The sequence below is a fragment of the Pseudomonas sp. RA_35y_Pfl2_P32 genome, from assembly GCF_963970735.1.
GTDB lineage: Bacteria > Pseudomonadota > Gammaproteobacteria > Pseudomonadales > Pseudomonadaceae > Aquipseudomonas.
Genome location: NZ_CAXAQF010000023.1, coordinates 57141 through 79530 on the forward strand (window position 1 = coordinate 57141; position 22390 = coordinate 79530).

22 protein-coding genes are annotated in these 22390 nt (G+C 62.1%); 12 read left to right on the forward strand and 10 right to left on the reverse strand.

From position 1 onward, the window contains the following. Positions 1–238 precede the first annotated feature (238 nt). Positions 239–1834: a glycoside hydrolase family 17 protein gene (locus tag AACY45_RS22020; RefSeq protein ID WP_339547365.1), complete on the forward strand. Its 1596-nt coding sequence runs from the start codon at positions 239–241 to the stop codon at positions 1832–1834. 31 nt (positions 1835–1865) lie between these two features. Here AACY45_RS22020 and AACY45_RS22025 read toward each other — a convergent pair whose 3' ends face one another. Then, on the reverse strand, positions 1866–2234 hold the full coding sequence (locus tag AACY45_RS22025; RefSeq protein ID WP_339547366.1) for a hypothetical protein: 369 nt from the start codon (positions 2232–2234) through the stop codon (positions 1866–1868). Positions 2235–2457: 223 nt separating this feature from the next. Here AACY45_RS22025 and AACY45_RS22030 point away from each other — a divergent pair, with 223 nt between their 5' ends. Further along, complete coding sequence (locus tag AACY45_RS22030; protein WP_339547367.1) at positions 2458–3756, forward strand: serine/threonine protein kinase; 1299 nt, start codon at positions 2458–2460, stop codon at positions 3754–3756. After that, positions 3749–4537: an MlaA family lipoprotein gene (locus tag AACY45_RS22035; protein ID WP_339547368.1), complete on the forward strand. Its 789-nt coding sequence runs from the start codon at positions 3749–3751 to the stop codon at positions 4535–4537. The genes AACY45_RS22030 and AACY45_RS22035 overlap by 8 nt, the downstream gene beginning before the upstream one ends. A gap of 69 nt (positions 4538–4606) precedes the next feature. Here the strand turns inward: AACY45_RS22035 and AACY45_RS22040 are convergent, their stop codons facing one another. Next, positions 4607–5521, reverse strand: a complete 915-nt coding sequence (locus AACY45_RS22040; protein ID WP_339547369.1) for a DUF808 domain-containing protein — start codon at positions 5519–5521, stop codon at positions 4607–4609. Positions 5522–5654: 133 nt separating this feature from the next. Here AACY45_RS22040 and AACY45_RS22045 point away from each other — a divergent pair, with 133 nt between their 5' ends. Beyond that, a complete protein-coding gene (locus AACY45_RS22045) occupies positions 5655–6260 on the forward strand; it encodes a TetR/AcrR family transcriptional regulator (RefSeq protein WP_095172017.1) in 606 nt (201 codons plus the stop codon). 101 nt (positions 6261–6361) lie between these two features. Here AACY45_RS22045 and AACY45_RS22050 read toward each other — a convergent pair whose 3' ends face one another. Continuing rightward, positions 6362–6820, reverse strand: a complete 459-nt coding sequence (locus AACY45_RS22050) for an REP-associated tyrosine transposase (RefSeq protein ID WP_339547370.1) — start codon at positions 6818–6820, stop codon at positions 6362–6364. A 208-nt stretch (positions 6821–7028) separates the two neighbouring features. Beyond that, the gene (locus AACY45_RS22055; RefSeq protein ID WP_339547371.1) at positions 7029–7469 is read right to left on the reverse strand and encodes a GlcG/HbpS family heme-binding protein; all 441 of its coding nucleotides are present in this window, start codon (positions 7467–7469) and stop codon (positions 7029–7031) included. Between the two features lie 268 nt (positions 7470–7737). On the opposite strand from AACY45_RS22055, the gene gcl reads away from it, so the two are divergent. The 8 genes from gcl to AACY45_RS22095 all read left to right on the forward strand — a co-directional run bounded on the left by gcl (position 7738) and on the right by AACY45_RS22095 (position 17204). After that, entirely contained in the window at positions 7738–9513 is a 1776-nt protein-coding gene (gene gcl / locus AACY45_RS22060; RefSeq protein WP_339547372.1) for a glyoxylate carboligase, read from the forward strand. Positions 9514–9602: 89 nt separating this feature from the next. After that, entirely contained in the window at positions 9603–10385 is a 783-nt protein-coding gene (gene hyi / locus AACY45_RS22065; RefSeq protein WP_339547373.1) for a hydroxypyruvate isomerase, read from the forward strand. A gap of 158 nt (positions 10386–10543) precedes the next feature. Next, positions 10544–11434 (forward strand): 2-hydroxy-3-oxopropionate reductase, encoded by an 891-nt coding sequence (locus AACY45_RS22070; RefSeq protein WP_339547374.1) that lies wholly within the window; start codon positions 10544–10546, stop codon positions 11432–11434. 173 nt (positions 11435–11607) lie between these two features. After that, complete coding sequence (locus tag AACY45_RS22075; RefSeq protein ID WP_339547375.1) at positions 11608–12888, forward strand: glycerate kinase type-2 family protein; 1281 nt, start codon at positions 11608–11610, stop codon at positions 12886–12888. After that, entirely contained in the window at positions 12878–14293 is a 1416-nt protein-coding gene (gene pyk, locus AACY45_RS22080) for a pyruvate kinase (protein WP_339547376.1), read from the forward strand. The genes AACY45_RS22075 and pyk overlap by 11 nt, the downstream gene beginning before the upstream one ends. Before the next feature lie 59 nt (positions 14294–14352). After that, positions 14353–15267: an urea transporter gene (locus AACY45_RS22085; RefSeq protein ID WP_339547377.1), complete on the forward strand. Its 915-nt coding sequence runs from the start codon at positions 14353–14355 to the stop codon at positions 15265–15267. Positions 15268–15288: 21 nt separating this feature from the next. Further along, positions 15289–16113, forward strand: coding sequence for an ion transporter (locus AACY45_RS22090; protein WP_339547378.1), 825 nt, complete (start codon positions 15289–15291; stop codon positions 16111–16113). A gap of 92 nt (positions 16114–16205) precedes the next feature. Beyond that, positions 16206–17204, forward strand: a complete 999-nt coding sequence (locus AACY45_RS22095; RefSeq protein WP_339547379.1) for a sulfate ABC transporter substrate-binding protein — start codon at positions 16206–16208, stop codon at positions 17202–17204. A gap of 57 nt (positions 17205–17261) precedes the next feature. Here the strand turns inward: AACY45_RS22095 and AACY45_RS22100 are convergent, their stop codons facing one another. The 6 genes from AACY45_RS22100 to AACY45_RS22125 form a co-directional block, all read right to left on the reverse strand. Further along, entirely contained in the window at positions 17262–17660 is a 399-nt protein-coding gene (locus AACY45_RS22100) for a RidA family protein (protein ID WP_339547380.1), read from the reverse strand. A gap of 111 nt (positions 17661–17771) precedes the next feature. Then, entirely contained in the window at positions 17772–18182 is a 411-nt protein-coding gene (locus AACY45_RS22105) for a hypothetical protein (RefSeq protein WP_339547381.1), read from the reverse strand. Between the two features lie 15 nt (positions 18183–18197). Next, the gene (gene ccmI / locus AACY45_RS22110; protein ID WP_339547382.1) at positions 18198–19406 is read right to left on the reverse strand and encodes a c-type cytochrome biogenesis protein CcmI; all 1209 of its coding nucleotides are present in this window, start codon (positions 19404–19406) and stop codon (positions 18198–18200) included. Next, positions 19399–19872 carry a cytochrome c-type biogenesis protein gene (locus AACY45_RS22115; RefSeq protein ID WP_339547383.1) on the reverse strand — a complete coding sequence of 158 codons (474 nt, stop codon included), beginning with the start codon at positions 19870–19872 and terminating at the stop codon, positions 19399–19401. Before AACY45_RS22115 ends, ccmI begins: the two co-directional genes overlap by 8 nt. Then, entirely contained in the window at positions 19869–20405 is a 537-nt protein-coding gene (locus AACY45_RS22120; protein ID WP_339547384.1) for a DsbE family thiol:disulfide interchange protein, read from the reverse strand. The genes AACY45_RS22115 and AACY45_RS22120 overlap by 4 nt, the downstream gene beginning before the upstream one ends. Beyond that, complete coding sequence (locus tag AACY45_RS22125; RefSeq protein WP_339547385.1) at positions 20402–22390, reverse strand: heme lyase CcmF/NrfE family subunit; 1989 nt, start codon at positions 22388–22390, stop codon at positions 20402–20404. Before AACY45_RS22125 ends, AACY45_RS22120 begins: the two co-directional genes overlap by 4 nt.

Below are 22390 nucleotides of genomic sequence, written 5' to 3' on the forward strand. Positions count from 1 at the left end.
CGTATTGTTATGGTGCACAGCGCCCCCATCACGCTTCACCGCAAACTCGTTCGAACATCAGCGGAGTACTGATGCTTCGATCATCAACCTCGCGCCCAAGGCGACCTGCTCTGTCAGCGACCTCAAGGCAGCGAGAAACGACATCAGAAAGCCAGTAACGACAGCCATGGGTAAAACCCCGACCGATCCCGCCCGAACCTTGCATGGCAAAACCACGCAGCCCCCAGGCCGTCGGCAAATGCAGGTAAGATGCGCGACTTTGCTCCCAGACGGTCTGACCATGCCCGCCACCGCGCGTTTTCCTTTTTTCGCTTATGTATTTGCCTGCCTGCTCGGCCTGTTTGCCCTGGGTGGCTACTGGTACGGCCTCGGCCAACCGGTGGTGCTGCCGGACGTCGCCAGCGCCACGCACAAACTGCAGTGCGCCTCCTATACCCCCTTCGATAAAGACCAGTCGCCGTTCGACCAGCCGTTCAACCTGCGCCCCGAGCGCATGGACGCCGACCTGGCCTTGCTGGCAACCCGCTTCGAATGCATTCGTACCTATTCGGTGACCGGCCTTGAAGCGCTGCCGGCACTGGCGCGCAAACATGGCCTGAAGCTGATGATCGGTGCCTGGGTCAACAGCAACCCGGTGGACACCGCCAAGGAAATCGAGCTGCTGATTGCCGAAGCCAATGCCAACCCGGACGTCGTCTCGGCGGTGATCGTCGGTAACGAAGCGCTGCTGCGCAAGGAAATCACCGGCCCGCAACTGGCCAAGCTGATCAAGCAGGTCAAGCAGAGCGTCAAGCAACCGGTGACCTACGCTGACGTCTGGGAGTTCTGGCTCCAGCACCCGCAAATCGTCCCCGAAGTGGACTTCCTGACCATCCACCTGTTGCCGTACTGGGAAGATGATCCTTCCAACATCGATGCCGCCTTGCAGCATGTTGCCCAAGTGCGCCAGGTGTTCGGCAACCGCTTCGCGCCCAAGGACGTGATGATCGGCGAAACCGGCTGGCCCAGCGAAGGTCGCCAGCGTGAAACCGCCCTGCCCAGCCGGGTCAACGAAGCGCGATTCATTCGCGGCTTTGTCGCCATGGCCGAACAGCAAGGCTGGCACTACAACCTGATCGAAGCCTTCGACCAGCCGTGGAAACGTGGCAGTGAAGGCGCGGTGGGCGGCTATTGGGGGCTGTTCGATGCCGATCGCCAGGACAAGGGCGTCCTGGCCGGCCCGGTCAGCAACCTGCCACTGTGGCCACAATGGTTGGCGGTGGGTGGGCTGGTTTTCCTCGGCGCGTTGCTGCTGGGCGGTCCCGTGCGCAGCACCCGCGCCGCCTTGGTGCTGCCGCTGCTGGGCGCCGTGGCGGCCTGCTCCATCGGTACCTGGGGGGAACTGGCGCGGGTCACCAGCCGCTCGTTCGATGAATGGCTCTGGGCCGGCCTGCTGGTGGCGCTGAACCTGCTGGTCCTGGCCCACGCGGCGCTGAGCCTGAGCGCCCGCACCGGCTGGCGTGAGCGCGCGTTCAACGCATTGCAAAGCCGTGCCGGCTGGCTGCTGGCCGCTGCTGGTTTTGCGGGCGCCGTCATGATGCTGGAGCTGGTATTCGAACCCCGCTATCGCAGCTTCCCCAGCGCCGCCCTGCTGTTGCCGGCGCTGGTCTACCTGATTCGCCCGGTGAGCGCGCCGCGCCGCGAAATCGCCCTGCTGGCGTTCATCATCGGCGCCGGCATTGCCCCGCAGCTGTATCGGGAAGGTTTGCTCAACCCGCAGGCCTGGGGTTGGGCGCTGGTCAGCGGGTTGCTGGTTGCCGCGCTGTGGCGCAGCCTGCGGGTGCGCCACGGTTGATTTTCAGCAGCTTTGTCCGCGATCAGATTAGTCAGGCGCCACGCGGCGCCCTGACCAACCGCAACCCGGCAATCACCAGCGCAAACACCGCCAGGCCAGTGTTGTACAAGGCCAGTGCCGGAAAGCCGAACACCAGCGCCAACACCGCCAGCCACCCGCCAGCGCGACCCGGCAGCACAAAGCCCAGAACGGCCGTCGCCAATGCAGCCCAGCCCATGACCTTGAAGTGAATCAGCAGCCCCAGGTTTGCACGCAACTGGCATTGCCAACGGTTCGCCTCATCGACACAAATCCCCACCCACTGGGCATCTTCCATAAAGCCATAACGCGCGCCATAACTGGCGGCCAGCCACAACGGCAGGACGATGAGCAGCAAAATCACGGGCAAACGATTGGACATGAAGCACTCCGATAGGCAAAAACGGCGCCCAGCTTAATCCCCCCGCGAAACGACGCAAGGAAGATCAACAGATAACTGGTCATCAAACAGCGGCAAAGTGTATCGTCCAGCTACTATTACCCACCATAAGGCCTCTTTGGTGCCGATCCATGGCACTTTGGCGCATAACCTGTGGTCATAGCCTGCGAACTTCATTAGGCACCTTCCTCTAAGGGATTTAGTCATGCTCCGTTCCTTGCGCTTTGCTGCCGTTTTCGGCGGCCTTATCCTGAGTGCGTCCGCACTGGCGGCAGATATCGATGCCGCCAGTTATGGCTACCCGCTTACCAACCCGTTTGAAGCGACTATTGCCACGACGCCTCCGGACCTGAGGCCAGAGCTGCCCCTGGACGAAGACATCAATCAAGCGGATCACAGCCTGACCCTGCGCCCGGAACGTCAGTTCGAACTGCCGGACAACTTCTGGGCCGTGAAGAAGCTCACCTATCGCATGGCCACCCAGGATCACGCGGCACCGCTGATCTTCCTGATCGCCGGCACCGGCGCCCGCTACGACAGCAGCCACAACCAATACCTCAAGCGCCTGTACTACAAGGCCGGCTACCACGTCGTCCAACTGTCCTCGCCCACCAGCTTCGACTTCATCAGCGCAGCGTCGCGCTTCGCCACCCCGGGCGTAACCAAGGAAGATGCCGAGGACCTGTACCGCGTGATGCAAGCGGTACGCGCGCAGAACCCGAAACTGCCGGTGACCGACTACTACCTCACCGGCTACAGCCTCGGCGCCCTGGACGCGGCATTTGTTGCTCACCTGGACGAAACCCGACGCAGCTTCAACTTCAAGAAAGTCCTGCTGCTCAATCCGCCGGTCAACCTCTACACCTCCGTCACCAATCTGGACAAGTTGGTGCAGACCGAGGTCAAGGGCATCAACAACAACACCACTTTCTATGAACTGGTGCTCAACAAGTTGACCCGCTACTTCCAGCAGAAAGGCTACATCGACCTCAATGACGCCCTGCTCTACGACTTCCAGCAATCCAAGCAGCACCTGACCAACGAACAGATGGCCATGCTGATCGGTACCTCGTTCCGCTTCTCCGCGGCCGACATCGCCTACACCTCGGACCTGGTCAACCGTCGTGGCCTGATCACCCCCCCCAAGTACCCGATCACCGAAGGCACCAGTCTCACGCCGTTCCTCAAGCGTGCCCTGCAATGCGACTTCGACTGCTACCTCACCGAGCAAGTGATCCCGATGTGGCGCGCCCGTACCGACGGTGGCAGCCTGCTGCAACTGATCGACCAGGTCAGCCTGTACGCACTCAAGGACTACCTGCAAGCCAGCCCGAAAATTGCCGTTATGCATAACGCCGACGACGTGATCCTCGGCCCCGGCGACCTCGGTTTCCTGCGCAAGACTTTTGGTGACCGCCTCACGGTCTACCCTCACGGCGGCCATTGCGGCAACCTCAACTACCGCGTCAACGCCGACGCCATGCTGGAGTTTTTCCGTGGCTAAATCTCTCCTGCTTCTCGCCGCATTGCTCTGCGCAGGCTATGCCAATGCCGACAACAGCAAGGTCAACGAACCCACAGTGGTCGACCCGGATGGCTTTACCGAGCCGTTGACCAAACTCAAGTTCAACCCGGGGCTGGACCAGCGCGAATTCGAGCGCTCGACCCTCAGTGCGCTGAACGTCTATGACCCATTGGAGTCGTGGAACCGTAGGGTCTACCACTTCAACTACCGCTTCGATCAGTGGGTGTTCCTGCCCGTGGTCGACGGCTACCGCTACATCACCCCAAGCTTCCTGCGCACCGGCGTCAGCAACTTCTTCAACAACCTGGGCGACGTGCCCAACCTGATGAACAGCCTGCTGCAACTCAAGGGCCAGCGCTCGCTGGAAACCACCGGCCGCCTGCTGCTCAACACCACCATCGGCATCGCCGGCCTGTGGGACCCCGCGACCTCCATGGGCCTGCCGCGCCAGAGCGAAGACTTCGGCCAGACCCTGGGTTTCTACGGCGTTCCGGGGGGCGCCTACTTCATGCTGCCGATCCTCGGCCCTTCCAACCTGCGCGACACGGGCGGGCTGGTGGTGGACTACAGCGCAGAGTCGGCGATCAACTTCCTCAACGTCGCGAAAGTCAGCGAGAACCACCCGGAAATCTGGGTCCTGCGCGGCGTCGACACTCGCTACCAGACCAACTTCCGCTACGGTCAGATGAACTCACCGTTCGAGTACGAAAAGGTCCGCTACGTGTACACCGAAGCACGCAAACTGCAGATCGCCGAGTAACGTTTGCGGTGATAAAAAAAGGCCATTCGATGCAGATCGAATGGCCTTTTTGATTTTCCAGCCACAGCATCAGCTTTTGACAGATTTCCAGATCTTACCCACCACCATCACCCCCGCCAACACCACCGCCCCCGCGACAATCCCGGCCACCGCATTGAGCAGGCTCGGCACGATCCACGACCAGCCACCAACGCTCTGGCTCACGCCTTCGATCCAGTGATGCACGGCCGGTACACCGTGGGTCAGGATCCCGCCACCGACCAGGAACATCGCCGCCGTGCCGATCACCGACAGGCTTTTCATCATGTACGGCGCAGCCCGCAGGATCGCGCCGCCGACGCCCTTGGCAATCTGCGAAGGCTTCTGGGTCAGCCACAGGCCGAGGTCGTCGAGCTTGACGATGCCCGCCACCAGGCCATAGACCCCGACAGTCATGACAATGGCAATGCCCGACAGCACGATCACCTGCTGGGTCAGCGGCGCATCAGCCACGGTGCCCAGGGTGATGGCGATGATTTCCGCCGAGAGAATGAAGTCGGTGCGCACCGCGCCCTTGATCTTGTCCTTCTCGAACGCCACCAGGTCGACCGCAGGGTCCGCTACCGCCTCGACCAACTGCGCATGCTCGGCCTGATCCTGCGCCGGACTGTGGAGAAACTTGTGCGCCAGCTTTTCAAAGCCCTCGAAACACAGGTAGGCGCCGCCGAGCATCAACAGCGGCGTCACCAGCCAGGGCACGAACGCACTAATGGCCAGCGCCGAGGGCACCAGGATCAACTTGTTGATGAACGAGCCCTTGGCCACCGCCCAGACCACCGGAATTTCCCGCTCCGCCCGCACGCCGGACACCTGCTGGGCATTGAGTGCCAGGTCGTCACCGAGAACGCCCGCGGTCTTTTTCGCGGCCATCTTGGTCATCAGCGCGACGTCATCGAGCACGGCGGCGATATCGTCGATCAGTACCAGCAAACTACTTCCTGCCATGGCGCATGGTTTCCTTCGGGAATGGATGTTGCGCAGCATAGCCTGCCATCGGGCCAATGGGCATTCTTGAGCGCTGCGCAAGGCCGGTGCTACCATGCGCCACCGCCAGTATCGGCAAGGAACACCTTGGTTTATGAGCACTATCCGCGAGCGCAACAAAGAACTGATCCTGCGTGCCGCCAGTGAAGAGTTTGCCGACAAAGGCTTCGCTGCGACCAAAACCAGTGACATCGCGGCCAAGGCGGGTTTGCCCAAGCCCAACGTCTATTACTACTTCAAGTCCAAGGAAAACCTCTACCGCGAGGTTCTGGAAAGCATCATCGAGCCGATCCTGCAGGCCTCCACGCCGTTCAACGCCGATGGCGTACCCAGCGAAGTGCTCAGCGGCTACATCCGCTCCAAGATCCGCATCTCCCGCGACCTGCCGTTTGCCTCCAAGGTGTTTGCCAGCGAGATCATGCACGGCGCACCGCACCTGAGCGCCGACCTGGTCGAACAGCTCAACGGACAGGCCAAGCACAATATCGAATGCATCCAGACCTGGATCGACCGCGGCCAGATCGCCCCGATCGACCCCAACCACCTGATGTTCAGCATCTGGGCCGCAACCCAGACCTACGCCGACTTCGACTGGCAGATCTCCGCCGTCACCGGCAAGGCCAAGCTCGACGAAGAAGACTACGAAGCCGCCGCACAGACCATCATCCGCCTGGTGCTCAAGGGCTGCGAGCCGGACTGATAGACCGCTGCGCGGCCTTCGCGAGCAGGCTCGCTCTCACATTGAAATGCATTTCCCTGTAGGAGTGAGCCTGCTCGCGATGAAGGCAACCCGGTTTCAGCTCAAACCCAAATCGCATCCCACAACGGATAGTCGCCAAGCTTCTCCACCAGTCCAGCCCGCAACGGGTTGGCTACTACATATCGAGCCAATTTCACCAAACCCTCTTCCCGCCGCAGTGCACGATCATGAAATCCTCTCTGCCAGAGACCGGTAGTTCGACCGGTAGACTGCTTCACAGCTTTGGTACTCATCGACTTGGTTTTCTGCATCAGCGCACTCAAAGCTCCCCTCTGCAACTCAATTAACCAATGAAAATGATCTGGCATGACCACCCAGGCCAACGAGTTCGCAAAGCCTAGATTCTGTGCATTTCGAAACTGATCGAGCACCAGCCTGCCCAAGGTGAAATCCCTGAAAACCGGGGCCCTGTGAAGTGTATTGGTGGTTAACAGATAAATTCGACTGGTTTCGGCATAGCGCCCTATTCGCAATCGGTGTGCAGCAGGTGAATCCGGCATTCCTTGCCTCCATGATCAGGTCATGAGAAGCCTAGCTCTGTGGATTCAAGTGGGTGGGCAAACTATTGGCTGGATGTGACTGGAAAATAGCTATCGCGAGCAGGCTCACTCCTACAGGGGATTCTGGCATTCAGACAATCTTGTGTCCTACCACAAACCCTGTGGGAGCCAGCCTGCTGGCGATGACAATAGATCAATCAATCCAAAATCAAGCCGCTACCCCCGCATCCGCCCGCAACCCCAGCGCCTCGATCGCATTGATCGCGCACTGCTCGTCGATGTCCGACAGATCCCCGCTGATGCCCACGGCGCCCAGCACAGTGCCCTGCTGATCGCGAATCAGCACCCCGCCCGGCGCCGGCACCACACTGCCCTGCCCCAGGCTATTGAGCGCGGCGATGAAGGCGGGACGTTGCTGGGCATCCAGCGCCAACAGGCGCGAGCCCTTGCCCAGTGCGATCGCCCCCCAGGCCTTGCCGATAGCGATCTGCGGGCGCAGCAGGCTGGCGCCGTCTTCACGTTGCAGGGTAATCAGATGCCCACCGGCATCCAGTACCGCGATGGTCAGGGGCGCTGCCGCAATGGCACGTCCCGCGGCAATGGCCTGACTGGCCAGGTTGACTGCGACTTTCAAGGTTAGAGCGCTCATGGTGCCGTCCTCATTTTGTTTTTCACAAAGCCGTGGGACGCGGGTGGATGCCGCAGTCCGATGCAACAAATAGAACACAATGAAGTATTTTTTTGTATACAATAATTTTCGAAATGCGCCTCGTGCGACGAAACGCCACAGTGTTTATGGGCTTTTGCCGAATGAAACGAGCGCTTGAGAAAATGGATTGACCTGCGCCATCCGCCGTGAATACACTCTGCGCAAAGCCACTTGTATACAATTACAAAACGTAAAGAGGCACAAAACCATGAGCAAAATGAGAGCAATCGAAGCCGCCGTTCTGGTGATGCGCCGTGAAGGGGTTGATACCGCTTTTGGCATCCCGGGAGCCGCGATCAACCCGCTGTACTCCGCCTTGCAAAAGGTCGGCGGCATCGATCACGTCCTCGCTCGCCACGTTGAAGGCGCCTCGCACATGGCCGAGGGCTACACCCGCACCAAGGCCGGCAACATCGGCGTGTGCATCGGTACGTCCGGCCCTGCCGGCACCGACATGGTCACCGGGCTCTACAGCGCTTCGGCCGACTCGATCCCGATCCTGTGCATCACCGGGCAAGCACCCCGCGCCCGTATGCACAAGGAAGACTTCCAGGCCGTCGACATCACCAGCATCGTCAAGCCGGTGACCAAATGGGCGACCACCGTACTGGAACCCGGCCAGGTGCCTTACGCGTTCCAGAAAGCCTTTTATGAAATGCGTTCCGGCCGTCCTGGCCCGGTGCTCATCGACCTGCCGTTCGACGTGCAGATGGCCGAAATCGAATTCGACATCGACGCCTACGAACCGCTGCCATTGGCCAAGCCAGCGGCAACCCGCAAACAAGTCGAAAAAGCCCTGGCGATGCTCGATCAAGCCGAGCGCCCATTGCTGGTGGCCGGCGGCGGCATCATCAACGCCGATGCCAGCGAGCTGCTGGTGGAATTTGCCGAACTGACCGGCATTCCGGTCATCCCGACACTGATGGGCTGGGGCACGATCCCCGACGACCACCCGTTGATGGTCGGCATGGTCGGCCTGCAGACTTCGCACCGCTATGGCAACGCCACGATGCTCAAGTCTGACGTGGTGCTGGGCGTGGGCAACCGCTGGGCCAACCGTCATACCGGCTCGGTTGACGTCTACACCGAAGGCCGCAAGTTCATTCACGTCGACATCGAGCCCACCCAGATCGGGCGGGTCTTCACCCCTGATCAAGGCATCGTCTCCGACGCGGGCCTGGCCCTGAAAGTGTTCATTGAAGTGGCGCGCGAATGGAAAGCCGCCGGCAAGCTCAAGGACCGCAGCGCCTGGCTGCAGGACTGCCAGCAGCGCAAGGCCAGCCTGCACCGCAAGACCCACTTCGACAACGTGCCGGTCAAGCCACAGCGCGTCTACGAAGAGATGAACCAGGTGTTCGGCAAAGACACCTGCTACGTCAGCACCATTGGCCTGTCGCAGATTGCCGGCGCGCAGTTCCTGCACGTCTACAAACCGCGCCACTGGATCAACTGCGGCCAGGCCGGCCCACTGGGCTGGACCATTCCGGCCGCACTGGGGGTGGTCAAGGCTGACCCGAGCCGCAAGGTTGTGGCACTCTCGGGCGACTACGACTTCCAGTTCATGATCGAAGAACTGGCGGTGGGCGCGCAGTTCAAGCTGCCGTACATCCACGTGGTAGTCAACAACTCGTACCTGGGCCTGATCCGTCAGGCGCAGCGTGGCTTCGACATGGACTACTGCGTGCAGCTGTCCTTCGACAACCTCAACGCACCGGAGCTCAACGGCTACGGCGTGGACCACGTCGCGGTTGCCCAAGGCCTGGGTTGCAAGGCCCTGCGGGTCTTCGAGCCGGCCGACATCGCCCCTGCCCTGCGCAAGGCCGAGGCCCTGATCGAGGAGTTCAAGGTTCCAGTGATCGTCGAGATTATCCTGGAGCGCGTGACCAACATTTCCATGGGCACCGAGATCAACGCGGTCAACGAATTCGAAGACCTGGCGCTGGTCGGCAACGACGCGCCAACCGCAATTTCGATGCTTGATTAATTTGTAGGATCGTTCTCGCATCCTGTGGGAGCAAGCTCGCTCCCACACAGGATCCGGGAACGCTCACCAGAGATTTACAGGAGTCCACCATGCCGCGTTTTGCAGCCAACCTGTCCATGCTGTTCACTGAACAGGATTTTCTTGCCCGCTTCGAAGCGGCCGCCAAGGCCGGTTTCAGTGGCGTCGAATACCTGTTCCCGTACGACTTCAGCTCCGCCGAAATCAAGGCCCAGCTGGAAGCCCACGGCCTGACCCAAGTGCTGTTCAACCTGCCGGCCGGTGACTGGGCCAAGGGTGAACGCGGGATCGCCTGCCACCCCGATCGCGTGGAAGAGTTCCGCGCCGGTGTCGACCTGGCCATCGCCTACGCAAAAGTGCTGGGCAATACCCAGGTCAACTGCCTGGCCGGCATTCGCCCACAAGGCGTGGACGATGCCACGGTGCAAGCAACCTTCGTCGCCAACCTCAAGTTCGCCGCCGACAAGCTGCAAGCCGCCGGCCTCAAGCTGGTGATGGAAGCCATCAACACCCGCGACATTCCGGGTTTCTACCTGAACAACACCGCGCAGGCACTGTCGATTCGCGAGTCAGTGGGCAGTGCCAACCTGTTCCTGCAATACGACATCTACCACATGCAAATCATGGAGGGCGACCTGGCCCGCACCATGACCACGCACCTGGACGAGATCAACCACATCCAACTGGCCGACAACCCGGGCCGCAACGAGCCGGGCACTGGCGAGATCAACTATCGCTTCCTGTTCGAACACCTGGACCGCATCGGCTACCAGGGTTGGGTTGGCTGTGAATACAAGCCGCTGACCACCACTGAAGCAGGCCTGGGCTGGCTGAAAACCCACAACGCAATCTAACGCTGCTCCCCCTGTAGGAGCGAGCTTGCTCGCGATGAGTCCGGCAAATCCAACATCCATATTGCCTGACACACCGCTATCGCGAGCAAGCTCGCTCCTACCTAGAGCAGCAGTTGCCCATTTGTTTGCAGCAGCAATAAAAACAAGAGGATTTTCTCATGGCTAAAATCGGATTCATCGGCACCGGCATCATGGGCCACCCAATGGCGGCAAACCTGCAGAAAGCCGGGCACAGCCTGTTCCTTTCGCAACACCACGACGCTGCCCCTGCCGATCTGATCGCTGCGGGCGCCGTCGCCCTGGCGAACCCGAAAGAAGTCGCCCAGGAAGCCGAATTCATCATCGTCATGGTCCCGGATACCCCCCAGGTCGAGGACGTGCTGTTGCGCGCCGATGGCGTTGCCGCCGGCGTTGGCAAAGGCAAAGTGGTGATCGACATGAGCTCGATCTCGCCAACCGCGACCAAAGCCTTCGCCGCCCGGATCAACGAAAAAGGTGCACAGTACCTCGACGCCCCGGTGTCCGGCGGTGAAGTGGGCGCCAAGGCGGCGACCCTGAGCATCATGGTCGGCGGCGATGCCGATGCCTTCGAACGCGCCCTGGCGCTGTTCCAGGCCATGGGCAAGAACATCACCCTGGTGGGCGGCAATGGCGACGGTCAAACCGCCAAGGTGGCGAACCAGATCATCGTTGCGCTGAACATCCAGGCGGTGGCCGAAGCCCTGCTGTTCGCCTCGAAAAACGGCGCCGATCCGGCCAAGGTCCGTGAAGCACTGATGGGCGGTTTTGCCTCCTCGAAGATCCTTGAAGTCCACGGCGAGCGCATGATCAAGGGCACCTTCGATCCAGGCTTCCGCATCAGCCTGCACCAGAAGGACCTGAACCTGGCCCTTCAAGGCGCCAAAGAACTGAACATCAACCTGCCCAACACCGCCAACACCCAGCAAGTGTTCAGCACCTGCGCGGCCATCGGCGGCAGCAACTGGGACCACTCGGCGCTGATCAAGGGCCTGGAGCACATGGCGAATTTCTCGATTCGCGATAAGTAAATCTTTGGGGCCACCCGTTCTTCTTGTGGGAGCGGGCTTGCCCGCGATGGAATCGCCGCGGTGTACCTGATAAACCGCGTCGTCTGAATCGCAGGCAAGCCAGCTCCCACAAGGACCCGAGCGGCCAACACGTGCTCGTTCCATCCCAATAACAAGAATTCCGGGAGCCCGCCATGTCGGTCGATCCGCAACAATTCCTGCGCGACCTGTTCGCCACCGCCATTGACGCGGCCCATCCGCAACAGGTCCTCGAAGCTCATCTACCCCAAGACCGCAGCGGTCGGGTGATCGTCATCGGTGCCGGCAAGGCCGCGGCCGCCATGGCCCAGGTGGTAGAGCGCTGCTGGCAGGGTGAAGTGTCCGGGCTGGTGGTCACCCGCTACGGTCACGGCGCGCCGTGCGAAAAAATCGAAGTGGTCGAAGCCGCCCACCCGGTACCGGACGCCGCTGGCCTGGCCGTGGCCAAGCGCGTACTGGAGCTGGTCAGCAACCTGAATGAAGACGACCGGGTAATCTTCCTGCTCTCCGGCGGCGGCTCGGCTTTGCTCGCACTGCCCGCAGCCGGCATTACCCTGGCCGACAAGCAGGCCATCAACAAAGCCCTGCTCAAGTGCGGCGCGACCATCGGCGAGATGAACTGCGTGCGCAAGCACCTCTCCGCCATCAAGGGCGGGCGCCTGGGCAAAGCCTGCTGGCCGGCCACGGTGTACACCTATGCCATTTCCGACGTCCCGGGCGACCTCGCCACCGTGATCGCCTCCGGCCCGACCGTGGCCGACCCGAGCACGTCGGCCGAGGCGCTGGCGATCCTCAAACGCTACGCCATCGAGGTTCCGGCTTCGGTGCGCAACTGGCTGCAAAGCCCCGAATCGGAAACGGTAAAACCCGGTGATCCGAGCCTGGCCCGCAGCCATTTCCAATTGATCGCCCGCCCCCAGCAATCCCTGGAAGCGGCGGCAGTGAAAGCTCGCCAGGCCGGTTTCAGTCCATTGATCCTGGGTGACCTGGAAGGCGAGTCCCGCGAGGTGGCAAAGGTCCACGCCGGCATCGCCCGCCAGGTAGTGCTGCATGGCCAGCCGCTGGCGGCGCCCTGCGTGATTCTGTCCGGTGGCGAAACCACCGTGACCGTGCGCGGCAATGGCCGTGGCGGGCGCAACGCCGAGTTCCTGCTGAGCCTGACCGACAGCCTCAAGGGCCTGCCAGGCGTCTATGCGCTGGCCGGTGATACCGACGGCATCGATGGCTCCGAAGACAACGCCGGCGCCCTGATGACCCCGGACAGCTACGCCCGCGCCGCCGCCCTGGGCCTGAGCGCCAGCGCCGAACTCGACAACAACAATGGCTACGGTTACTTCCAGGCGCTCGACGCCCTGATCGTCACCGAGCCGACCCGCACCAACGTCAACGACTTCCGCGCCATCCTGATCCTCGAGAGCCCAAACCATGACGCCTGACAAAAAGGTCAAAATCCTCGCCACCCTGGGGCCTGCCACCGACGGCATCGAAGACATCCGTGAGCTGGTGCAGGCTGGGGTCAACATCTTTCGCCTGAACTTCAGCCATGGCGATCATGCCGACCACGCCCAGCGTTACCAGTGGATCCGCGAAGTCGAGCGCCAGCTCAATTACCCGCTGGGCATCCTGATGGACCTGCAAGGCCCGAAGCTGCGGGTCGGCAAATTCGCCGAAGGCAAGGTGCAACTGGTGCGCGGCCAGGCCCTGCGCCTGGACCTCGATCCCACGCCGGGCGACGCTCGCCGGGTCAACCTGCCCCATCCGGAAATCATCGCGGCGCTGGAGCCGGGCATGGACCTGCTGCTGGACGACGGCAAGCTGCGCCTGCGGGTGGTCAGCACGTATGCCGACGCCATCGACACCACCGTGCTCAATGGCGGCGAGCTGTCGGATCGCAAGGGCGTCAACGTGCCGCAAGCGGTGCTCGACCTCAGCCCGCTGACCGCCAAGGACCGGCGTGACCTGAGCTTCGGCCTGGAACTGGGGGTGGATTGGGTGGCCCTGTCGTTCGTGCAGCGTCCCGAGGACATCCGCGAAGCCCGCGCCCTGATCGGCGACAAGGCGTTCCTGATGGCGAAAATCGAGAAACCCTCGGCGGTCGAGCAACTGCGGGAAATCGCCGAGCTGAGTGACGCGATCATGGTGGCCCGTGGCGACCTGGGGGTGGAGGTGCCGGCCGAAAGCGTGCCGCAGATCCAGAAAGACATCATCCGCACCTGCCGCCAGTTGGGTAAGCCGGTGGTGGTGGCAACCCAGATGCTCGAATCCATGCGCTTCTCCCCGGCGCCGACCCGCGCCGAGGTCACCGATGTCGCCACCGCCGTGGCCGAAGGCACCGACGCGGTGATGCTGTCGGCGGAAACCGCCTCCGGTGAGTACCCGCTCGAAGCCGTGCAGATGATGAGCAAGATCATCCGCCAGGTCGAAAGCGGCCCGGACTATCAGGCGCAACTGGACGTCAGCCGACCAAAAGCCGAAGCCACCACCTCGGACGCCATCAGTTGTGCGATCCGCCGCATCAGCAACATCCTGCCGGTGGCGGTCCTGGTCAACTACAGCGAGTCGGGCAGCTCAAGCTTGCGTGCGGCGCGGGAGCGGCCGGCGGTGCCGATCCTCAACCTGACCCCGAACCTGCCCACTGCCCGTCGCCTGAGCGTGGCCTGGGGCGTGCACTCGGTGGTCAACGACCGCTTGCGCCAGGTCGACGAGGTCTGCTCCACCGCCCTGGAGATTGCCCAGGCCCAAGGCATGGCCCAGCGCGGCGACACCTTGTTGATCACCGCCGGTGTGCCTTTCGGCCAGCCGGGATCGACTAACTCGTTGCGCATCGAGACGTTGATCTAGAGCGCCCATACCGGCCTCCTCGCGAGCAGGCTCGCTCCCTTTGACCTTTCAGAACTGCCATGCCTGCCAACCACTTCAACAGCCACTGCCCCGACTGGGCCGAAGCCTTGCTCAACGGCTTCAGCCAAATCTTCCTCCAGCGCAATCCGCTGTGCGGTTTGCTGATTCTTTCAGCCATCCTGTTCACCGCCCCGGCCCTGCTTGGCGGTGCCTTGCTGGGCGGTGTCGCCGGGCTGCTGACCGCGCAACGCCGCAACTATGCCAAGGCTGATCGCCAGGCCGGACTGTTCAGCTACAACGGCGTCCTGCTTGGACTGTTACTGAGCCTGTATTTCCCCTGGTCGGCACTGCTGCCGCCGCTGATTCTGGCCGCCGGCGGCCTGAGCGCAATGATCACGCAACAGTGGCTCAAGCGCGCGCGGCTCAGCCAATACCTGCCGGCCTACACCACGCCCTTCGTCGTGCTGAGCTGGTTGCTGCTGTGTTTCGCCACGCCCCCGACCACCGCCCATTTGATCGAAGTCAGCACGCTGAACATGCTCGCCGCGCCCCTCAAAGGCATTGGCCAGGTGATGTTCCTGGGGCATCCGCTGGCCGGTGCGCTGATTGCCGCCGGATTGCTGATCGCCGACCGCCGCGCCTTCTGCTGGGCATTGCTGGCCTCTGTCGCGGGCATGGGCTGGAGCATGCTGCATCACGACTTCTACGGCGCATTGCTCGGCCTCGGTGGCTATAACGCCGTGCTCGCCGCCCTCGCCCTCAGCGCGCAACGCCCACAACCGTGGCTGCCGTTGGTCGGCATAACCTTGGCCCTGTTGCTGACGCCGCTGTTTGCCGCCATCGGTCTGCCCACGCTGACCGCGCCGTTCATACTTGCCTGCTGGCTGGTGCGCAGCGCCCTTCACGTGTTTGCGAAGGCCACTGCTCCCCATACGCCTTGCACTCGGGAGGAGAATCAACCTAGGCTGCGCTGATCATTGATTCAGGCGTTCCCCATGGACAGCAGCAAAAACTGGCGTGAAGAGCTTCACGTCATCGTGTTCCAGAGCGACACCCAGGCCGGACGGCGCTTCGACGGCATCCTGCTGTTGATCATCCTCGCCAGCCTGGTGATCGTGATGCTCGATAGCATCGACAGCATCCACCGCGACTATGCCAACGTGCTGGCGTACATCGAGTGGGGCTTCACCTTCATCTTTGCCATCGAATACGGATTGCGCCTGTACTGCTCGCCCAAGCCATTGCGCTACGCGTTCAGTTTCTACGGGCTGGTGGACCTGCTGGCGATCGTGCCGGGGATACTCGCCCTGTACTACAGCGACGCCCAGTACCTGCTGATCATCCGCATCATCCGCATGCTGCGGATCTTCCGCGTGCTCAAGCTCAGCCCCTACCTCAAGCAAGCCAACTACCTGATGTCGGCGCTGCGCGGCAGCAAGCAGAAGATCGTGGTGTTCCTGGTCAGCGTGTGCACCCTGGTGACGGTGTTCGGCACCCTCATGTACGTGATCGAAGGCCCGCAGAACGGCTTCACCAGCATCCCCAAGGGCATTTACTGGGCGATCGTCACGCTGACCACCGTGGGCTTCGGCGACATCGTGCCCAAGACCCCCCTGGGCCAGGTCATTTCATCGCTGGTGATGATCACCGGTTACTCGATCATCGCCGTGCCGACGGGCATCTTCACCGCGGAACTGGCCAACGCCATGCGCGGCGAACAACTGCAACACGACTGCCCAGTGTGCAAGAAAAACAACCATGAGCACGGCGCAGCGTTCTGCTCGCGCTGCGGCAATGCGTTATTTAAGAAAATCGAATAAGCAAAGTACTTTTTAATCTTTAAAGGACTATAGGAGCCCGGCTATAGTCGACGGCAAAATGCCTTCACTCTCTCGAACAAAAGGAATGTGCAGTGAAAAAGATCTTTGGCGCCTCACTCCTGGCCGCAGGCCTGACCCTCGCTAGCGTGGCTCAAGCCGCACCGACCCTGCTTAACGTGTCCTACGACGTGATGCGCGATTTCTACAAAGACTACAACACTGCCTTCCAGAAACACTGGCAAGCCGAGCACAACGAAACCATCACCCTGCAGATGTCTTTCGGCGGCTCCAGCAAACAGGCACGCTCGGTGATCGACGGCCTGCCGGCCGACGTCATTACCATGAACATGGCCACCGACATCAATGCCCTGGCCGACAACGGCAAACTGATCCCGGACAACTGGGTCTCCCGCCTGCCGAACAACAGCGCACCGTTCACCTCGGCCACCGTGTTCATCGTCCGCAAGGGCAACCCCAAGGCCCTGAAAGACTGGCCCGACCTGCTCCAGGACGGCGTCCAGGTGATTGTGCCCAACCCGAAAACCTCGGGTAACGGCCGCTACACCTACCTGTCCGCCTGGGGCTATGTGCTGAAGAACGGCGGCGATGAGAACAAGGCCAAGGACTTCGTCGGCAAACTGTTCAAGCAAGCCCCGGTCCTCGACACCGGCGGCCGTGCGGCCACCACCACCTTCATGACCAACCAGATCGGCGACGTGCTGGTGACCTTCGAGAACGAAGCGGAAATGATTGCCCGCGAATTCGGTCGCGACCAGTTCGAAGTGATCTACCCAAGCGTCTCCGCCGAAGCCGAGCCACCGGTCAGCGTGGTCGACAAAGTCGTCGACAGGAAAGGCAGCCGTGCCGCTGCCGAGGAATACCTGAAGTACCTGTGGTCCCCGGAAGGCCAGGAAATCGCCGCCGCCAACTACCTGCGCCCACGTGACCCGGCCGTACTGGCCAAGTACACCGACCGCTTCCCGAAAGTCGACTTCCTGTCGGTGGAAAAAACCTTCGGTGACTGGCGCACCGTGCAGAAGACCCACTTCAACGACGGTGGGATTTTCGACAAGATCTACAGCGGCCAATAAGCGGCGCTAAAACTGAAAAAGGCGACCCGCGGGTCGCCTTTTTTGTCGCTGCCCGTTCTAGGGCAACATCGCTTCCACTTCCACTTCGATCAGCCACTGCGGCAAGGACAGCCCGCTGACAATCACCCACGAAGACGCTGGCGGATTGGTTGGGAAGCGCTCCAGCAACACCTGGGTGATCTGCGCTTGTTCATCGCGCGCGGCCTCGGCGATGTAGATCCGCATCATCACCACATGGGACAGATCCCCGCCCGCCTCGCCCAGGACCGCCACGATATTGTCGAACGCCTTGTCGGTCTGCTCACGCAAGCCAGGCGCTACCGTACGCTCATGCGCATCGACACCGACCTGACCGGACAACAGCAAACGACGCCCGCCATTGACCTCAACCGCCTGGCTGAACCCGTACTGCAGCGAGTTGAAAACACTGGAGGGATTTAACACCGACTTGTGCATGAAGACTCCTGACTCCCTGGAATGACCGGGAAATCTAAATCAACCGGCAACAGGGTTCCAGTGACGGCAACATTCGGAAACTCACCGATCAAGCCCAAGGCGCTGTTATTTTTACTGCCCGAACTGCCTGCCCAACCCCGAAGGCACGCCCTGAATATCGGTCTCTTCCCACGGCCCTTGCGGGCTGATGCTGCGGCTCCAGCCGTTGTTCCAGCGGTAGTAGGTGCGCTGGCGGTAGAAGACGTTGCTCTGGTCGTCGAGGACGTAGACCCCCAGTTTCGCGTCCCAGTGGCTGTTGCCGCCCGGTGGCGGGGCGAAGCTGGCGGAGGTGCGTGGCAGGGGTTTGGCCGGCTTGCTCGGCGTCACCGGTTTGCTGGGTGCCGTCGAGGGCTTGGGCTTGGTGGTCGGGCCCGATGGCGGGATCGGCGGCAGCGGGCTGGTGTCCGGAGTCGGCTGCTGGACCGTACAGGCGCTTAACCCAAGAACCAGGCTGAGCAGGGTGATTCGAGCAAGTACGGTCATAGCGGCATTTCCTGATTATTGGTCCGGGCTGTCGATGGTCAACGATTGCGGCGCGGTGGTGCTGCTGGCCATCGGCTGGCTGCGCCCGACCCACTCGCCGGCAGTCGGTTGACCGGCGCGGGATACCCGTGCAACCAGTTGGACTTCAGGGAAGTTCGACAGTTTCAACTGCGGCATCATTGCATCCGCGTCCCCCAACTCCACGGTCACCGGCAAGTCGGCGACGGTCAAGCGCTTGGCTGCCAGGGGAGCCGGTGGGCCGGATACGGCACGGGCGAAGATGAACACGCTGTCACCCGGCTGGACCTTGGCCTTGACCTCGGCCGACAGGTCGACCGACACCTTGAGCAAGGCCACCGGCTTGGCCGCGACGGCTGGCGCCTTGGCGACAGTCGCGCCGCTTTCCTGGAGTTTTTCCGTGGCCCGCTGAATGCCGCCTTGCAGCGCGGCACGGGAGTTGTCCTCGGCCGGCAGTTGCGCCAACAGGCGGTTCCAGTAGTCGATAGCGTCCTGGTAGCGCTCGCTTTCGAAGGCGGCGATGCCCAGCAGGCCAAGGCTGGTGACTTCCTTCGGATCGGCCTTGAGAGCTTCGTCGGTCAGCGCCTGGACCTTGTCCGACCATTTCTTGTTGTCGGCAAAGTACTGGGCCTGGGCCCATTGGCCGAGCAGTTCGGGCTGGCGGCCGGCCAGGGCTACGGTGCGCTCGAAAATCTTCGCCGCGTCCGCCGGGCGGTCCTGGGCCATGTAGGTACGGCCCAGGAAGTACAGGCCCTCGGCGGAATCCGGTTGGGCCGCCACGGCACGCTCCAGGCGCAAGGTCATTTCTTCCATCGACTGCGGTGCCTGGGCGAATTCGCGGGTCAACTCGACCTTGTCGCTGGCACCAAACTGCAGGTACAAGCCCAGGCCCAGCACTGGCACCAGGATCGCCGCCAGCAACGGCAACGGCTTGCCCAAACGGGACACCCGAGCGGTGTCGGCGCCTTCGGTATCGGCCAGCAGCTCACGGGCGGCTTCATCACGCCCGGCGGTCATTTGTGTGGCATCGAGCACGCCTTCGGCCTGCTGCGTCTGCAACTCAGCCACCCGCTCTTGGTAAAGCGCCACGTTCAGCGCGGTACGATCCTCTTCACGCTGGGCACGACGGCCACGCAGAACCGGGATCAACAGAAAACTCAGGGCAACCAGAAGCAGCAGACCTGCGGCAAGCCAGAAATCAATCATCAGTGTTTTTGTCCAGCAGTTGGTCGAGGCGCTCGCGCTCCTCGGCAGAAAGCGTGTCCTTGCCAGCCGCGCGTTCAACGCGCCGACGACGGACGATCAGGGCAATCACCACCACGCCACCGAGCAGCAGCCCGGCCGGGCCGAACCACAACAGAGCGGTCTTGCCGGTCAGGGCAGGTTTGTAGCGGACGAAGTCACCATAGCGGTCGACCATGAAGTCGATGATCTGCTGGTTGTCCTTGCCCTCGCCGAGCATGCGGAAAATCTCTTTGCGCAAGTCGGCGGCAATCGGTGCGTTGGAATCGGCAATGTCCTGGTTCTGGCACTTGGGGCAACGCAGTTCCTTGGTCAGTTCGCGAAAGCGCTCGCGATCCCCGTCCTTGGTGAACTCGTAGGTGTCGATGGCGGCGTGGGCCACCCCGGCCAGACTCAAGCCCAGGACCACAGCGGCAAACCAGCGCTTCATGGCTTGGCCTCATCGACCAGCGCCTGATACTTGGCCGCCAGTTGTTCACGCCAGACCACCTCGTCGATCACCCCCACGTACTTGTCGCGGATGATGCCCTTGGCGTCGATGAAGAAGGTTTCCGGCGCACCGTAGACGCCCAGGTTCAGGCCCAGGGAGCCCTCCTCGTCACGGATGTCCAGCACGTACGGATTGTGGAACTCGGCCAGCCACTTCAAGGCATCGGCGTTGACGTCCTTATAGTTCACCCCGTAGATCACCACGCCCTGCTCGGCCAGCTTGTTCAACACCGGGTGCTCGACCCGGCAGGAAATGCACCAGGTGCCCCAGACGTTGACCAGCGCCGGTTTGCCCAGCAGATCAGCGCGGGTCAGGGTCTTGTCGCCCTGCACGTTGACCAGGCTGAACTCCGGGAATGGCTTGCCGATCATTGCCGAAGGCAACTCCGCCGGATTGAGGTACAACCCGCGGTACAGAAACACCGCCACCAGCAGAAACAGCGCCAGTGGCAACACCATCAACCAACGTCTCATGCAGTCGCTCCCGACATGCCCAGCGCTTCACGCACCCGGCTTTTCACCTTGACCCGATAGCGCCGGTCCATGGCCGCCAGCAACCCGCCAAAGCCGGTCAGCAGGCCGCCGAACCAGATCCAGCGCACGAACGGCTTGACGTGTACCCGCACGGCCCAGGCGCCTTCGCCCAAGGGCTCGCCGAGGGCGACGTAGATGTCACGGGTGAAACCGGCGTCGATCCCGGCCTCGGTCATCACCGAGTTCTGCACGGTGTACAGGCGCTTTTCCGGGTGCAGCACGCTGACTTCCTTGCCGTTGCGGATCACCCGCACGGTGCCCTTGTCGGAGGTAAAGTTCGGCCCTTCGAAGTGCTTGGCCCCCTCGAACACAAAGTGATAGCCGGCCAGCTCCATCGACTCGCCTGGCTCCAGGCGCAGGTCGCGCTCGGCGCTGTTCTGACTGGAAAGCACCACGCCCAGGGCGCACACGGCGATCCCCAGGTGCGCGATCTGCATGCCCCAGTAACTGCGGGTCAGGGTCGGCAGGCCCTTGATCAGGCCTTTGTGGCGGGTCTTGTCGAGAATGTCGCGTACCCCGGCCAACAACACCCAGGCGGCGAGCATGAAGGTCGCCAGCACGGCCCAGTTGAAATCGCCATAGGCGATCCCGGCCACTACCGCTAGCGCAGCGCTGCCCAGCAACACCGGGGTGAGCATGCCCACCAGCCATTTCACCGGGGTGTCCTTCCAACGCACCAGCACGCCGACGGCCATCACCACCATCAACAACGCCATCAATGGAATGAACAAGGCGTTGAAGTACGGCGGGCCAACCGACAGCTTGGCGCCGGTCATGGCGTCCAGGATCAACGGATACAGGGTACCGAGCAGGATCATCGAGGCCGCTACCACCAGCACCAGGTTGTTGCCCAGCAGCAGGGTTTCCCGCGACCACAGGTTAAAGCCCACATGACTCTTGACCACCGGCGCACGCAGGGCGAACAGGGTCAGCGAGCCACCCACCACAAACAGCAGGAAAATCAGGATGAACACGCCACGCTCAGGGTCCGAGGCAAAGGCGTGGACCGACGTCAGGACCCCGGAACGCACGAGGAAGGTCCCCAGCAGGCTCAGGGAGAAGGCAGCGATCGCCAGCAGCACGGTCCAGCTTTTGAACACACCCCGTTTTTCGGTGACTGCCAGGGAGTGAATCAGCGCCGTGCCGACCAGCCAGGGCATGAACGAGGCGTTTTCCACCGGGTCCCAGAACCACCAGCCGCCCCAGCCGAGTTCGTAGTAGGCCCACCACGAACCGAGGGTGATGCCGATGCCCAGGAACGCCCAGGCGACGATGGTCCACGGACGTGACCAACGGGCCCATGCGGCATCCAGGCGACCGCCCATCAAGGCGGCGATGGCGAAGGCGAATGCCACCGAGAACCCGACGTAGCCCATGTACAGCATCGGCGGGTGAACGATCAGGCCGATGTCCTGCAGCAACGGGTTGAGGTCGGCGCCATCGGTGGGCATCTGCGGCAGGATGCGCTTGAACGGGTTCGAGGTGAGGATCAGGAACAGCAGGAAGCCGGTGCTGATCATGCCCATCACCGCCAGCACCCGCGCCAGCATGACCTGGGGCAATTGCCGCGAGAACACCGACACGGCAAACGTCCAGCCGCCAAGAATCATCGCCCACAGCAGCAGCGAACCTTCGTGGGCGCCCCACACGGCGCTGAACTTGTAGTACCACGGCAAGGCGCTGTTGGAGTTGTTGGCCACATAGGCGACGGAGAAATCGTCGACCATGAAGGCATAGGTCAGGCAACCGAAGGAAAACGCCAGGAACGCGAACTGCCCCCAGGCAGCCGGCTGGGCCAGGCCCATCCACATGCGGTCACCGCGCCAGGCGCCAAGCAACGGCACGATGGCCTGGACGATGGCAAAACACAGGGCGAGGATCATCGCCAGGTGGCCCAACTCGGGAATAAAGATGCCGGATGTCAT